This window comes from Candidatus Pantoea floridensis (genome assembly GCF_900215435.1).
In the GTDB taxonomy this organism is placed as follows: domain Bacteria; phylum Pseudomonadota; class Gammaproteobacteria; order Enterobacterales; family Enterobacteriaceae; genus Pantoea; species Pantoea floridensis.
Genome location: NZ_OCMY01000002.1, coordinates 518606 through 533885 on the forward strand (window position 1 = coordinate 518606; position 15280 = coordinate 533885).

At 53.1% G+C, this 15280-nt stretch carries 14 protein-coding genes; 8 read left to right on the forward strand and 6 right to left on the reverse strand.

Going from position 1 to position 15280, the window contains the following annotated elements; all coding sequences use genetic code 11:
- Positions 1-22 precede the first annotated feature (22 nt).
- Both arsH and CRO19_RS23015 read right to left on the reverse strand, forming a co-directional pair.
- On the reverse strand, positions 23-745 hold the full coding sequence (gene arsH, locus CRO19_RS23010; protein WP_097098148.1) for an arsenical resistance protein ArsH: 723 nt from the start codon (positions 743-745) through the stop codon (positions 23-25).
- Positions 742-1077 carry an ArsR/SmtB family transcription factor gene (locus CRO19_RS23015; protein WP_097098149.1) on the reverse strand — a complete coding sequence of 112 codons (336 nt, stop codon included), beginning with the start codon at positions 1075-1077 and terminating at the stop codon, positions 742-744. Before CRO19_RS23015 ends, arsH begins: the two co-directional genes overlap by 4 nt.
- Before the next feature lie 283 nt (positions 1078-1360).
- On the opposite strand from CRO19_RS23015, the gene CRO19_RS23020 reads away from it, so the two are divergent.
- Positions 1361-1897: a P-loop NTPase family protein gene (locus tag CRO19_RS23020; RefSeq protein ID WP_097098150.1), complete on the forward strand. Its 537-nt coding sequence runs from the start codon at positions 1361-1363 to the stop codon at positions 1895-1897.
- Positions 1898-2088: 191 nt separating this feature from the next.
- On the opposite strand, the gene CRO19_RS23025 is transcribed toward CRO19_RS23020, so the two are convergent.
- On the reverse strand, positions 2089-2352 hold the full coding sequence (locus CRO19_RS23025) for a DUF2798 domain-containing protein (RefSeq protein WP_097098151.1): 264 nt from the start codon (positions 2350-2352) through the stop codon (positions 2089-2091).
- Between the two features lie 128 nt (positions 2353-2480).
- On the opposite strand from CRO19_RS23025, the gene CRO19_RS23030 reads away from it, so the two are divergent.
- The 6 genes from CRO19_RS23030 to CRO19_RS23055 all read left to right on the forward strand — a co-directional run bounded on the left by CRO19_RS23030 (position 2481) and on the right by CRO19_RS23055 (position 8866).
- Positions 2481-3392 (forward strand): LysR family transcriptional regulator, encoded by a 912-nt coding sequence (locus CRO19_RS23030; RefSeq protein WP_097098152.1) that lies wholly within the window; start codon positions 2481-2483, stop codon positions 3390-3392.
- A 449-nt stretch (positions 3393-3841) separates the two neighbouring features.
- Positions 3842-5089: an extracellular solute-binding protein gene (locus CRO19_RS23035; RefSeq protein WP_097098153.1), complete on the forward strand. Its 1248-nt coding sequence runs from the start codon at positions 3842-3844 to the stop codon at positions 5087-5089.
- 9 nt (positions 5090-5098) lie between these two features.
- Positions 5099-6007, forward strand: coding sequence for a carbohydrate ABC transporter permease (locus CRO19_RS23040; protein WP_064739811.1), 909 nt, complete (start codon positions 5099-5101; stop codon positions 6005-6007).
- Positions 5997-6836: a carbohydrate ABC transporter permease gene (locus tag CRO19_RS23045; protein ID WP_097098154.1), complete on the forward strand. Its 840-nt coding sequence runs from the start codon at positions 5997-5999 to the stop codon at positions 6834-6836. Before CRO19_RS23040 ends, CRO19_RS23045 begins: the two co-directional genes overlap by 11 nt.
- Positions 6836-7780 (forward strand): carbohydrate kinase family protein, encoded by a 945-nt coding sequence (locus CRO19_RS23050; RefSeq protein WP_097098351.1) that lies wholly within the window; start codon positions 6836-6838, stop codon positions 7778-7780. The genes CRO19_RS23045 and CRO19_RS23050 overlap by 1 nt, the downstream gene beginning before the upstream one ends.
- 3 nt (positions 7781-7783) lie before the next feature.
- Positions 7784-8866, forward strand: a complete 1083-nt coding sequence (locus tag CRO19_RS23055) for an ABC transporter ATP-binding protein (protein ID WP_097098155.1) — start codon at positions 7784-7786, stop codon at positions 8864-8866.
- Between the two features lie 263 nt (positions 8867-9129).
- Here CRO19_RS23055 and bamA read toward each other — a convergent pair whose 3' ends face one another.
- Both bamA and CRO19_RS23065 read right to left on the reverse strand, forming a co-directional pair.
- Positions 9130-11562: an outer membrane protein assembly factor BamA gene (gene bamA / locus CRO19_RS23060; protein ID WP_097098156.1), complete on the reverse strand. Its 2433-nt coding sequence runs from the start codon at positions 11560-11562 to the stop codon at positions 9130-9132.
- 214 nt (positions 11563-11776) lie between these two features.
- Positions 11777-13186 (reverse strand): MFS transporter, encoded by a 1410-nt coding sequence (locus CRO19_RS23065; RefSeq protein ID WP_097098157.1) that lies wholly within the window; start codon positions 13184-13186, stop codon positions 11777-11779.
- Positions 13187-13302: 116 nt separating this feature from the next.
- On the opposite strand from CRO19_RS23065, the gene CRO19_RS23070 reads away from it, so the two are divergent.
- Positions 13303-14157 (forward strand): helix-turn-helix transcriptional regulator, encoded by an 855-nt coding sequence (locus CRO19_RS23070; protein ID WP_097098158.1) that lies wholly within the window; start codon positions 13303-13305, stop codon positions 14155-14157.
- Positions 14158-14161: 4 nt separating this feature from the next.
- Here CRO19_RS23070 and CRO19_RS23075 read toward each other — a convergent pair whose 3' ends face one another.
- On the reverse strand, positions 14162-15154 hold the full coding sequence (locus CRO19_RS23075; protein ID WP_097098159.1) for a glycosyltransferase family 32 protein: 993 nt from the start codon (positions 15152-15154) through the stop codon (positions 14162-14164).
- Positions 15155-15280: the final 126 nt, after the last annotated feature.

Sequence of the window (15280 nt, forward strand, 5' to 3'; positions counted from 1 at the left end):
AACCGGCGTTTCGCCGGTTTTTTCAGATGCTGCGCTGGTTAACTCTGGCAGAGAGCTGCTCCGCGCTCTCCTTTCTCTCGCTGTAGCGGTCGGTCAGATATTTGCTGCGTCCACGGGTCAGCACGGTGAACTTCATCAGTTCCTCCATCACGTCCACGATGCGCTCGTAATATGCCGATGGCTTCATCCGCCCCGCTTCATCGAACTCCGCCCAGGCTTTTGCCACCGATGACTGATTAGGAATGGTGATCATGCGCATCCAACGTCCCAGAATGCGCATCTGGTTAACTGCGTTAAACGACTGGGAGCCGCCGCTGACCTGCATCACCGCCAGCGTTTTGCCCTGTGACGGCCGCACCGCGCCGGTTGAGAGCGGGATCCAGTCAATCTGCGCTTTCATCACGCCGGTCATTGCACCGTGGCGCTCTGGCGAACACCACACCATGCCTTCAGACCACAACACCAGTTCACGCAGTTCAGCTACTTTAGTGTGTGTTTCGGGGGCGTCATCGGGAAGTGGCAGCCCGGATGGATTAAAAATTCTGACTTCTGCGCCCATCGCAGTCAGCAGGCGGGCCGCCTCTTCCGTGGCGAACCGGCTGAAAGAGCGCTCACGTACTGAACCGTACAGCATCAGTATGCGCGGTGCATGTGCAGGCTCGTCAGCTGCCAGTTTTGCTGTGGTAATCGGTGCATCAACCAGGCCAGTATCGATATTGGGTAGCGACATATCCGTTAGATTCATTCTGTTCTCTCTGTTAACTGTGTTGGCAGGCTCAGTCCACATCCACCTTCTCCGCTGCAGCACTCCTCGACGAGAAAGGCCAGCAGCTGCTCCAGACGTTCATACTGTGGCAGGCAAAACAGCGTGCGCCCCTGACGATCCTGACGGATGAGCCCGACAGACATCAGCGCGGAAAGGTGATGGCTTAGCGTGGATGCGGGTATATCCAGCTGCTTCTGTAAATCGCCAACCGGCAGCCCACCGTGCCCGGCCTTAACCAGCGTTTTGTAAACGGCCAGCCTTGTCGGATGGCCGAGCTCTTTTAACGCGCTGGCCGCTGTATTCAGATCCATAAAACCTCCTTAAATCCATATTTCCAGAATAATCGAAATATAAATTAAGTCAATCTACCCACTTCTGTTGTTAAACAATCATTCTGGAAAGCATCCATCGGTTGAACTCACAGCTCATTGCTGGCCTCCGACATCTGAGTACCAGGAGCGAACGTTGCCAATTCCGCGTAGTATTTATTACAGAATAGCGGATCACAATTTAACCAGGTCGCATTGTAGTAAAATCAGATGTTAATGTATCTTTTGTTATCGCATGAATTTATAGAGCTTTTAGGTGAGATGGGTGAACACTACTTTATCATTAGATGACCTTGGCCCACGCATATGTATCATGGGGCCATCAAATAGTGGTAAATCCACACTGGCAAAAGCAATCGCTTCTAAGACGTCATTACCTCTAATTCATCTTGATCAATTGCATCATTTACCTGATACAAAATGGGTTCCCCGTGAACCAGAAGATTTTTATCGGTTACATGAAGAAGCTGTTCGTGGAGAAAAATGGGTAATAGAGGGCAATTACACCAAGTGTATTTATTCCCGACTTGAACGTGCTACAGGGCTGATATTGCTTGATGTGCCAATGGCGATAGCGCTGCAGCGCTATATACGCCGATGTTACTCGTCAAAGCCCAGGATCGGTGGTCTCAATATCCGAAGAGAGCATGTGACGTGGGAAATGCTTAAATACATTGTGCATATTGCGCCTAAAAACCACCATCTTCACAAGAAGATTTTCGAGCAGGTAACCATTCCAAAAGTGATGTTGACATTACCTCGTGATATTAAGACCTGCTATCAAAGCTGGGATATTTCATAATGGTTTAAGATGATTAATATGCTTCCGAAAATAGTCAATCATTCATCGAAGGCTATACCTCGCATAATTTAATTACCGGGCACGTCCAATGTGCTGGGAAGGTCCTCAAACCTGTCTGCTGTTTGCTCACTGCTGCCCTTTTGGCTTTGCCTACGACACTTGAACGCCAAGAAGGGATTAGGCAAAGTTTTTTAATGCCCATGAACTGTTAGCCCCACCATCCTGACCACGATCGGGCGTACAAATAGTATGCAGACAAAGGCGGCGGGCATGGCGACCTTGTAAGCATTGATAACATTTAACATATAATGAGGCCCGAAACCGAATTCCGAAAAGGTAATAACTAAACTCATCAGAAAGGCCATGATGGTCGCCATATAAAGCGCAAAGATGTAAGGTGAAGTGTGTTTTGGAAAGCGTATTCTGGCGATCTTTTTCGTTGTTGCATCCGTCATAGTGTTACCCTGTTTAACCGAGAGTTAGCGAAACAGTCGCAAAGCTACCAAGTAAGTCAACGTGTTAGTAGAACGGTTCAGCTTTAATCACCATTAAGTAAAAGTAACGAATTTTGCATTGAGGTCTTATGGACTTGTTGGGGTTAATCAGTACCTATATCCGTGTAGTGGAGAACGGCAGTATCGCAGCGGCTGCACGCGCTAAAGGAATGAGCCCTGCAGCAGTCAGTCAGAGCCTTTCTCGTCTGGAATCGTATCTGGGGGTACGCCTGCTATCACGCACAACCCGAAGTATGACCCTTACCGAAAGTGGTAAACGCTATTTCGATAAAGTTCGCCACATTCCGTATGATGTTGATCTCGCGTCGCAGGCTGCTGCCTTCGAAACAAAACCGCAGGGGCAACTTTGCATCGCTACGACTGCGGCGTTTGGCCGGTACGTTCTTGCACCACTGATGCCAGAATTCAAATCAGTTTATCCCGATATTGATATTGAGCTGATCAGTACCGATCGTAACGTTGATCATCGACTAGAGGGAGTCGACGTCAGCATCCGCATCGAGGCACAACTGAACGAACAGCTGATTGCCCTGAAAATTTCATCATTACCTTTTATCTTCTGCGCAGCCCCGGCATATCTGGAGCGTGCGGGCATACCAGAAAGTCCCGAAGAATTGAGTCAGCATGCCTGCCTGGTATTTCGCTATCCAACTGATGGACGCTTTTTGCCCTGGACATTTATGGTTGACGGTCAAAAGGTGGCGGCGAAACTCAATCCCGAATTTATCAGTGACGATATTGATATCATTGCTAATATCGCAATCAATGGTGGTGGTATTGCTCGCCTTGCGAGTTTTATTGCACAACCGCTTATCGACAATGGACAACTCATCGCGTTATTTCAATCCAGCCAAAGCGATGAAACCCATATCGCATCTTCCCCTATGAACATTTACGCGTGCGTCAACGATCGTTCAGCGCTCAACTCAAAGGCCAGAGCCTTTATTGCTTTTTTGGAACAGGCGATGCAGTCAGCGTGATCCCAATCGTGAAAAAGTGAATGGTCTTTGGCCTGAGATGAATACGTGTTGATGGAGGAACAATAGCGTCGGTACATCATCTGCTGTCAGCAACGGATACTCATGACGTTAATTTGCCATTGTGGAATGCGCGTTTATGTAGCAACTCACAACGCATTTGCACCAGAACCATGCATCCTGAAAAGAGTTGTAATCAGCTCTTAGGCTTGCCCTCATTTATACCCGCCTGAATATCTATGATCGGCCACACAATTTACAACCTGTTTACCTGACAGCCACAAAATTCTGTGCCAAAAAGTGTGCAGCGGCATTCGAGATTTATGCCCTGGCACGTCAATTGCTTTAGCTAACCGATGTCAGCCGCAGCAATCTGACAACCTGTGCGCGTTATTAAATCAATCAAATTGATTTAATTAAACACCCTCTTTTTGCATCAAGGCGAAAACACCATGAAAATCCGATTCAATCCAGTCATAAAAGGTTGTTTTGCAGCGATTCTGTTAGCCAGCGTTGGCAGCGCGGCGGCGGCAACCACGTTAAATGCGCTGTTTATGACGCAGGCGGCGTACAGCGAAAATGATATTCGCGCCATGACGCAGGAGTTTCAAAAAACGCACCCGGACGTGCAGGTTAATCTTGAGTTTGTACCTTACGAAGCGCTGCATGACAAAATTGTCGCTGCGCGTGGCGCGGGCGGCAATGGCTACGATGTAGTGCTGTTTGATGCCATCTGGCCCGCTGAATTTACCAAATTTGATCTGTTGCAGGACGTGAGCAGCCGCATCAGCGCCGATGAAAAAGCGCAGATTTTCCCCGGCGCGATGAACACCGTGGTATTCAAAGGCAAAACCCTCGGCATGCCGTGGATCCTTGATACCAAATATCTCTATTACAACAAAGCGATGCTGGAAAAAGCCGGCATCAGCACACCGCCACAAACCTGGCAGCAGGTGATGGATGATGCGCGCATTATCAAGCAGAAAAATATCGTCAAATATCCGCTGGTCTGGAGTTGGTCGCAGGCTGAAGCGCTGGTGTGCGATTACACCACGCTGGTATCCGGCTTCGGCGGCAAATTCTATAACAACGACAAACTTGATTTCTCCTCCCCTGCCTCGCTGCAAGCCGTCAAGCTGATGAAAAGCTCGCTGGATGAAGGCTTAAGCAATCCGGCCTCACGCGAGTATCTGGAAGAGGACGTACGTAAAGCCTTCTCCAATGGCGATGCCGCCTTCGCGCTTAATTGGACCTACATGTACAACATGGCCAACGATCCGAAGCAGAGTAAAGTCGCCGGGCAGGTCGGTATTGTTCCGGCACCGGGCGACGCGCCGGGCAAATTTGGTGCGGTTAACGGTTCGATGGGCCTTGGCATCACCAAAGGCAGTGCTCATGCGGATCAGGCATGGCAATACATCAGCTACATGACCTCTCAGCCGGTGCAGAACAACTACGCCACGCTGAGTCTGCCGATCTGGAAAAGCTCATATCAGGATCCAGCAGTGCTGAAAAATCAGGAAAGCCTGATCGCTGCGGCGGATAAATCGCTCAACGTAATGCTTTCGCGCCCGGAAACCGCGGATTATTCGCGCCTCTCCAATACCTTGCAGCAGCAGTTGCAGCAGGTGCTGGTGGGTAGCGCCACGCCTGATGCCGCGCTGCAAGCGGTAGACAAGAGTGCGGCGCGTCTGCGCTAAGGGGCAACAATGCTGAGTTTGCGTCAACGCGAACAACGGCAGGCATGGGTGCTGCTGGCACCCATGCTGTTGGTGATGCTGTTGCTCACCGCATGGCCGCTGTTACGCACTATCTGGCTGAGCTTCACTGATGCCGCCTTAATAGGCAGCGGTGAAGCGCCGGGTTGGATTGGTTTTGAAAACTACCTGTTCGCCATCACCGATGCCGATTTTCGCAGTTCACTGTGGCGCACGCTCTACTTCACCGTCGTCTCGGTAGCGATTGAGGGCGTGATCGGCGTGCTGGTAGCGCTGTTGCTGAATCAGAAATTCGCTGGCCGTAACGTGCTGCGTGTGCTGGTGATTTTGCCGTGGGCGCTGCCAACTATCGTTAATGCCATGATGTGGCGCCTGAACTTTAACCCCGATTATGGCAGCATCAACGCCCTGCTGACACAGCTAGGCATCATCGATGGCTATCGCAGTTGGCTGGGCTCGCCCGATTCGGCGCTTAATGCGGTGATGTTCGCCGATATCTGGAAAAACTATCCGCTGGTCACTCTGCTGGTGCTGGCGGCGTTGCAATCCATTCCTGACGATCTGTTTGAAGCGGCGCGACTCGACGGTGCGTCAGCATGGCGCCGTTTTCGCGCCATCACCTTCCCGGCGATTGTCGGTCCGCTTAGCGTGGCGCTGGTGCTGCGTACCATCGACGCCTTCAAAATCTTCGACATCATCTACGTGATGACGCGCGGCGGCCCGGTCGACAGTACCAAAACACTCAGTTTTTACGTCTATCAGGAATCGTTTAGCTATCTGCGTGCTGGCAGCGGCGCGGCCTATGCGATGCTGATGACGTTGCTGTGCGCAGTGCTGATCACGCTTTACATGTTGTTATTGTGGCGGCAACGCCGCAAAGGAAGCGCGCATGAAGGCTAAGTTACGTCATGTTGGCAAATACGCCGCCGCGCTGCTGGTGGCGATTTCCGTGCTGGCACCGATGGGCTGGCTGTTTTTGATGAGTGTCAGCGCCACCAGCGATCTGACCCGCGTGCCGCTGGAGTGGCTGCCGCGCCAGTGGGATTTCACCCGCTATGGCAAACTGCTGTCGCTGGAGCCCGGCCAGCCGGGCGTGCTGTTCCTGCATGCGCTCGGCAACAGCCTTTTGGTGGCAACCGGCGCAACGATAATTTGTTTGTTGCTGGCGATTCCGGCAGCGTTCAGCTTCTCACGCTATCGCGGTCGCGATGGCTGGCTGTTCGCTTCGCTGGCTATCTATATGGTGCCACCGGTGGCGTTTGTGTTGCCACTCTACTTCCTGCTACAGCAGTTCGATCTGCTCAACACGCGGCCTGGGCTTACCATCGTTTACTGCTCGCTGATTCTGCCGTTCCTCACCTGGATGTTGAAAAACCAGTTCGATACGTTGCCGCAGGATATTGAACAGGCAGCGCGGCTCGATGGTTTACGCGTCTGGCAGGTTCTGCTGCGCATTACGCTGCCGCTGGCAAAACCCGTTCTAGGCGCTGCGGCGCTGTTTGGCTGGCTGCTGGCGTGGGATGAGTTCTTCTATGCGCTGTTGTTCACCAGCAATATCGCGGCACAAACCCTGCCGGTCACCATTGCCGGGTTCACGGCCGGTCGGGCAACCGATGATGGCTTGATCGCCGCCGTTGGCATTCTGGCATCGGTGCCACCGCTATTTATTGCCATCTGGCTGCAAAAGACGCTGGTCAGCGGCCTTGCCAGTGGCGGGAGTAAAGGATGATGGAACATAAACTCACCGCCACGCTGTACGTGGTGGGCAATATTAATGTCGATTTAATTATGGGCACGCTGGACAGCTGGCCGCAGCGCGGTACCGAAGTGATGCTCAATCACAGCGAACTACGTCCTGGCGGATCGGCTGGCAACTGTGCGCTGGCGCTGGAAGCGATGCAGGTGCGCCATCGCGCCGTGGCAAATCAGGGTGATGATGGCCTGAGCGCCTGGCTGGCGAGCCATTTTCCGCACAGCGCCGCGCACTGGACGCGCTACAGCTGCGAAACCTCACTCACCGTTGGCGTCACGCATTCAGATCACGAACGCTCGTTCCTGAGCAATCTTGGACATATCGTGAAACTCAGCGCGCAGGATGTGCTGGCGCAGCTACCCGCTGAAGCGGCTGACGGCGATATCGTTTTGCTGTGCGGCACTTTCTTATGCCTGCGCTTGTATGACGAATATCCCGCGCTGCTTAGCGAGCTGCGGCAGCGCGGCTTTATCACCGCCGTTGATACCGGCTGGCCGCCGCAGGGATGGAGTGACGAGGTGCGCCAGCAGGTGATGCAATGGCTACCGCTCTGCGACTGGCTGCTGCTTAATGAAGTGGAAACGCTGGGTCTGGGCGCCGCAAACAATCTGCCCGCCAGCGCACAAACCCTGGTTCAGCAGCTCAGCGGACGCGGTGGCTGCGTGGTGAAATGCGGCCCGCAGGGCGCACACTGCTGGCAGGCCGAACGCTCGATTAGCCAGCCTGCACGTCCGGTGACGGTGGTGGATACCATTGGTGCGGGCGACAGCTTTAATGCCGGCTTCCTTACCGCGCTAGTGCATCAGCAAGATCTCGCCACGGCTTTGCAATGGGGGATCGCGGTGGCGTCGCTGGCCATCAGCACCCTGCCGCGTCGCTATCCCGACTGGCATCAACTGCAACTTTCTCAGGAGTGTTAATTTATGGCCAGTGTTGAACTCGTAAAAGTGGCCAAACGCTACGCAAAACAGTCGGTGCTGCATCCGCTCGATCTCACCATTCCTGATGGCAGCTTTACCGTGCTGGTTGGCCCCTCCGGCTGCGGCAAATCCACGTTGCTACGCCTGCTGGCCGGTCTGGAAAGCCTGTCGGATGGCGCAATCTTGATGGATAACGTGCAGATCAACGATCGCGATCCGGCAGACCGCGATATTGCCATGGTATTTCAGAGCTACGCGCTTTATCCGCACTTAACGGTGGCGGAGAATCTGGCGTTCCATATGCAGGTGAAGAGGGTTAAGCGCGAAGAGCAGCAGAGTAAAATTGCGCGTATCGCCGGGATCCTCGGCATCGACAAGCTGCTGCAGCGCTACCCGCGCGCGCTTTCAGGCGGCCAGCGTCAGCGCGTGGCGATGGGGCGCGCGATGGTGCGTAATCCCAAAGTGTTCCTGTTTGATGAACCGCTGTCGAATCTGGATGCCCAGCTGCGCATGGAGCTGCGCGCTGAGATTAAATCGCTGCATCAGCGCTTCAAAACCACCATGGTTTACGTAACGCACGATCAGGTGGAAGCCATGACGCTCGCCGATCAGATTGTGGTAATGAAAGATGGCCGTATTGTGCAACAGGGCGCGCCGCTGGCGATTTACGATCGTCCGGCGGATACGTTTGTGGCGCGCTTTATCGGCTCACCGCCAATGAATCTGCTACCGGCGCAGCTCAGCACGCGTGATGGCGTGCCCGGCGTGCAGTGTCAGGATCTTTGGCAGCCGCTGCCCGCACGCTGGCAAGCGGCAGCGCGTGAGCGTGAGGGTTCCGCCGTAACGCTTGGCGTACGTCCGCATGATTTGCTGGAGGCCAGCAGCAACGCAGCAGCGCAGGTGAACGTGGTAGAGATCACCGGCGAATCAACCCTGCTGCACCTCGACTGGCACGGCCATGCGTTGCATATGCAGGTTGCCGGTCGTCACCCGGCGGTGAGCGGCGTCAGCATTATGTTGGGCTTTAACGCCGAGAAGATTCATCTGTTTGATGCGGAAACCGGACTTAGGTTAGGTGAATCTTAATTTTTATCTTTCTCTGGCGCACATTTATGCGCACCAGAGTGTTGTAGGGTCGCCATTTATGGCGACCGCTTTACCCAATAAAAAAAGCCACCCGATACTGGGTGGCGAAATAATATTCATCTGATGCATAACAACGATATTCGCGAACGCTCGTTCCTTAAGCATTGCACATTGGATATTTTACGCTACCGGCTGTTTTATTCTGTCTTAGTCGTTTAAAGATCCTGTAAAACTGATGTCGTCTTTTAACGAATTAAATACATCTACCAGGTTTTTCCGATATTAAACTGGAACTGCTCCGACTTATCGCCCTCATACTTTTTAATCGGCAACGCATAGGAAAACACCAGCGGACCCAGCGGGGATTGCCATTGCAATGCCACGCCACTCGACACGCGAATCTGGCTTGGATCGCCATAATCCGGAATGCCTGCCGCTTTGGTCGCTGCCGTATTCTGCCAGTCGGTGTCCCATACTGTACCCGCATCGACAAAGAGTGAGGTGCGCAGAGAATCGGCATAGCGTTCGCTAATAAATGGCGTGGGGACAATCAACTCTGCACTGACAACCGCCATCGCATTGCCCCCTACCGCATCATCCGACTTTTCCACCGGACAGCCACCGTAGCTGCTTTCGCTGCCGCTACAGCGGTAATAAGCCGCTTTCGGACCGATGGTGTTGGAGGAAAAACCGCGTACTGAACTCGAACCGCCCGCGTAGAAGTTGTCATAAAACGGCACTTCATTGCCACCTAAGCCATCGGCATAACCGGCCTTGCTACGTCCCATCAGTACCCAGCGATGATCGCGGCTCAGCGGCAGGTAACCGTTGGCGGTCAGCGTGCTCTTGTAATAACTGTTGGTGGAACCGGGGATAGTCACTTTAGTGTTAAAACCGGCACTCACGCCCGATGTGGGGAAGAAGCCGCGATCCAGAGAGTTGTAGCTCCAGCCAATATTCCAGAAGAAATCATTGGCAGTGAATTTATCCGCAACCGTGGCATCATCGTCGTCGTCGTCACTGGTAATCACTTTCGGGTGAATGCCCTGAGAACCCAAGTAGCGCCACATTGCAACCTGCGGCGCCATATTGCTCACGCGGTTATAAACGTAATCTAGCCCGCTGCTCACCGTGCTGTTTTCGCTGATAGGGAAGCTTAAGGTGCTGCCCGCGCCGAAGCTCTTCAACGTGTACTCAGAGAGATCGTTATCTTCCGCGCTGTAATCGTTATAAAACAGCTTGCCGCCCAGACTCACGCCATCAACGGTGAAATAGGGATCGGTAGCGGCGATTTCAACATAGGTTTGATAGCTGTTTTTCGTACCGCTAAAGCTTACGGTATTACCGGTGCCCATCCAGTTATCCTGACTGACGCCAAGCTGATAGCTGATGCCGCTGTCGGTGCCGTAACCCAGTCCGACGTTGAAGGTGCCGGTATTGCGCTCCTTCACTTTGTACACCACGTCTACCTGATCCGGTCTGCCCGGCACACGTTGCGTCTCTACATCAACGCTTTCAAAGTAACCGGTACGATTGAGTCGCGCTTTACCCTGTTCCACTTGGTTACTTGCCAGCCAGGCACCCTCCATCTGGCGCATTTCACGACGTAACACAGCATCTTTCGAGGTGTCGTTACCGGAGAAGCGCACCTGACGCACCGAGAAACGTCGCCCCGCATCCACATTGATGTGCAGCTGCACGGTTTTATCGTTATCGTTAATCTCCGAGTGCGTCGTCACCTGCGGAAACGCATAGCCGTAACGGCCTAATACTTTTTTAATCGCTTCCTCATTTTGGGTGATTTTTGCTCCGCTGTATAATGTGCCCGCAGGGAAGCGCACCAGCTTTTCAATTTCCGCAGAGTATCCGGCCATATTGCCCGTCAAGGTCACGCCGCTAACACGATAAACATCGCCTTCATGAATATTTATTGTGAGGTAAATATGCTTTTTATCCGGCGTTAAACTGACTTGGGTAGAATCGAGATTAAATCGCGCGTAACCGCGGTCAAGATAATAACTGCGTAGCGTCTCTAAATCGCCTGAGAGTTTCTGTTTCTGATATTTCTGGTCAGCGACTACATTCCACCACGGCACATCATCGCGCAATTGGAAATGCGAGATCAGCTCGTCAGATGTGAAAGCATGATTGCCTACGATATTGATTTGCTGAATTTTCGCCGACACGCCTTCGGTGAAAATGAATTTCAGATCAACGCGGTTGCGCGGCAACGGCGTAACGACCGCTTTAACGCTAGCCGTGTATTTCCCAGCGCTATAGTAGAAATCTTCCAGCCCTTTTTCGATATCCGCAAGCGTGGTGCGGTCTAGCGCTTCACCTACGCGTACACCCGAAGCATCGAGGTTCTGCTTGAGTTGATCCTCTTTAATCGCTTTGTTGCCGGAGAACGAAATACTGGCAATGGCCGGGCGCTCTTTGACTTTGATCAGTAACATATCGCCGTCACGCAACACCTGCACATCTTCAAAGTTGCCGGTGGCGAACAGCGAGCGAATGGTATTGCGAATATCATCATCGTTGATGCGGTCGCCAACGCGCAACGGCATATGCAGCAGCGCCGCGCCGGGCGCAACGCGCTGGAGACCATCAAAGTGAATATCCTTGAGGGTGAAATCATCTGCACCAAAGGCAGTGGTGGTTACCATGAAAAGTAACCCGGTTAACATCTTCTTCATCTGCTATGAGCCTGCCGTTTTTCCTGTGCCTGATTCAAGCGCCTTGCTTCCACACCCCATAAAAACGGGCTGAACACGTGGTCCAGCCCGTTAACTGCGGCGATATGTTCCGGAAAAAAGACCGCTCAGCCAAAGGTAAATTCAGCGTAACTCACGGATTTTCGGTTGTTTTACACTATGGTGAAACGCTCCTGTCGAAATACCCTCACAAGAATTACCCTTCTGCCGCTACTGACTGAAACGTACGGCGATTAAGGCTGGTGAAAATCACCAGCAGCGCCATCATCCCCAGCTCAACGCCAAGCGTACCGGTAATCGCCGTTAGATGATTTCCGTGTGCATAGATCTGCGTAAATACGCCGCCAAGCAGCATCGGGCCTAAACCCAGCGCCGATTGCTGAACGGTTGATAACACTGCACTGCCCGCCCCCGCCTGATGATGCGGCACGCTACTCATACCGATGCGGTAGAAGGTGCTGACAATAAACGACTGACCAAAACCAATCAGCACCGTGGCGGGAATTAGCGTGAAAATGCCTACCTGTGGCCAGGCGAGTTGCAGCGTAGCGATTAACGTTACCAGGCCAACCATTTGAATACCGCAGCCCATCAGCAGAGCGCCGCGTTTTCCTAAACGCTCGACGATGCGGGTGGATTGCATCGCACCAATAAAATAAGCGGCGCCGAGCGCAATAAAAGCATTACCCGACTGGAACGCCGTCATGCCTAAGCCGGCTTGCAGCGTCAGCGCGACTGAGAACATAAACCCGCTCCAGCACGAGAAAAACAGCACCGCCAGCGTCAGGCCAAAGCGCACGCTGGGAAGACGCAGCAGCGAGGGTGGCAGCAGTGGTGCGCCGTTTGCCGCTTCCAGCCGCAGCGAACTCTGGCGTAAACGGTGTAAAAATAGCGGGAACAGCACCAGCAGCAAGATGCATGGCCACGACCAGTGCAGCAGCGGCCCAAGCGCCAACGCCAGCATCAGGCAACCGATCGCACCTGCCAGCAGCAACGTGCCGCTAACATCGACCGGTACGCGCTGCGTGTTTTGCGTTTCTGGCACGAAGCGGCGCGCGGTGATCAGCACAAACAGACAGATCGGCAGGTTAATCAGGAACACGCTGCGCCAGCCGTAACCGCCGATATCGGCTTTGATGAGAAAACCGCCCAGCACCTGGCCGATGATAAATGCCAGCCCACCAATGCCGCCGTACAAGCCGATGGCGCGTGCGTGCGCTCGACCTTTCAAGGTGATGTGCAATGTTGCCAGGATCTGCGGCACGATAAAGGCCGCGCCAACGCCCTGCAGTGCGCGAGCAAACATCAGCAAACCAACGCTGTTGGCAATGCCGCATAATAAAGATGCAATACCAAAGATCCATACTCCCGCAAGGAACACGCGACGGCGTCCATAGTTATCGCCCAGCCGTCCGCCCATCGCCAGGCAGATGGCGAAGGCGATGCCATATACCGCGACAATCAGCGCCAGCTCAATCGCCGTGGCCTGCAGCGTGTGAGCCATCGCGTCTAAGGCCACGTTAACGATAGAAAAATCGATCATGGGCAGCAGTTGCCCGGCAAGCAGGACCATCAATCCTGTGCGTTGAAGTTGCGATGTCTGCATCGGTTTTACCCTTGTTTTTCGTTTCAGTACGGCATAGCATCACCTAACCATTAAACGGGTACCAGTTCTTAATTATCATGGTATAAACACTACCCGTCTTGCTGAAGGATCTGTGTATGAGCCTGGCATCCGCGCCTGTTAGCACTGAACAAAACAATCGTAAGCTACTCGGTACGTTTCTACGCACGCGCCGCGAAAACCTCGATCCCAATCGCCTGGGTTTACCGCGCATGCGCCATCGCCGCACGCCGGGTTTACGTCGGGAAGAAGTTGCGCAGTTGGCGGATGTTGGCGTGACCTGGTATACGTGGCTGGAACAGGGGCGTGATATTAAAGCCTCGCCGAAAACCCTCACCGCCATCGCCGCCGCGCTGCAGTGCAACGATGTGGAAACTCAGCATCTGTTTTCCCTGGCCGGACATACATTACCGTCGGTGCGCGTGGTGGCAGCGTGCTGTAAAATTGCCGCACACAATCAGCAAATGCTCGATGCCATCCAGTTACCGGCCATTATTGAGACGCCGCGCTTCGATATCCTTGGCTACAACGCCGCGTGGTGTGCATTAATGGGCGTCGATTTAGCAGAGATTGCGCCAGAAGATCGCAACTGCATCTGGTTGGCGTTCAATCATCCCGCCTGGCGCCAGGCCATCAATGACTGGGATGAAGTGATGCCGCAAATGGTGGCGATGTTTCGGGGTCAGATGGGTGAACATCTTGGCGATCCGCATTGGGAAAGCTTTCTTGCGCGCCTGTTGCACAGTTCAGATGAGTTTGCGCACACCTGGCAGCGCTATGAGTTGGGCCAGGTGGAGAACCGCGTGAAACGTTTTTACCATGCGCAAGTGGGTGAACTCACGCTGCGGCAAAATAACTGGTGGTCCGCTTCGCGCAACGGTGACCGCCTGTTGGTGTATGTGCCGGACGATGAAATTAGCGCCTCGGCACTGCAGCAGTTGATCAAGCCGTGATCGGTTACGCCTTGCCCGTCAGCGCCGGGAGCGGGGTTTGCGGGCGGGCGCCCTTCTGGCTGGTTAAGAGAATCTGACCCAGTAAGCTATCTTGGTTCACCACACCATATTTCAGATTAGTGTCGAGATATTTGCGGTCAAATCCCGTCAGCTTAGTCAGCGGCGGTAAGACGGCAGGAAGGCGATCCACCATCAGCATGCGGCTCAGTTTTACCGGGCGCCACTTCACTAAACTCTGATAGAGCAACGCGCTGGCTTCGCATTTGCGCAGATAAAAATTGTACTGATTATTTTCACGTAACGCCTGCTGCTGCGCGATGTACACCACCAGATAATCCGGTGGCGTTATGCCCTGCACCAGGGTTGCGTAGTCAGGCAACGCCTGCAGGCGGCGGAAAAATTCATCAGCGCCGATCTCAACTATTGGCCGGAAATAGTGCAGCCAGCGTGCGATAAAAGGGTTATTTTTTGGCGCGGCTAAAAACCAGGATTCAACCACCGGATAGGCTTTATCTAGCGTCGATCCATCGCGATAAAAAGCGATGAGGTCATAACTGTCATCAATATTTACCGCCAGCAGCTCATCCATCGTACGATTGAGAATAATGGTGGCATCCATCCAGATACCGCCATATCGGTGCAACAGTTCCAGCCTGATGACATCACTTTTGTGTGACGCACGCATATCCTGATGCACAAAATGCAGGTCTGGCAGGTAATTTTTAATATTCAGGTTATTGATAACCGTGACCAAATAACCTGGATTCTCACGGACGATTTTATCAACAAAAATCTGCACTTCTGCTGGCAGTTGTTCACTTTCCCAGTACATCCAGATTTGACGCGGAATGGCAGCAGGTGCCGTCTGACGCGGCTGCAAATTGATATCCTGCTCTGCGGCCGGGTTGTAGTCGGGTAACGTTTTGCGTTTGGTTAGCTTTTTTTCCGCCAGTAGCCCGAGCGAAACCAGGTGTGTTTTTACTTTATTTTTTTTCATTTCTTCTCCAGCAGGGTTGCTGCCAGTGATGTGATCATTGCTGTTAAAAAGGTCTACATCGGCGCTGCGCCAAACGGTCGCAGAAAGCCAATAAAAACCCGGAAAATTGGCTCAAAATTAGCAAAC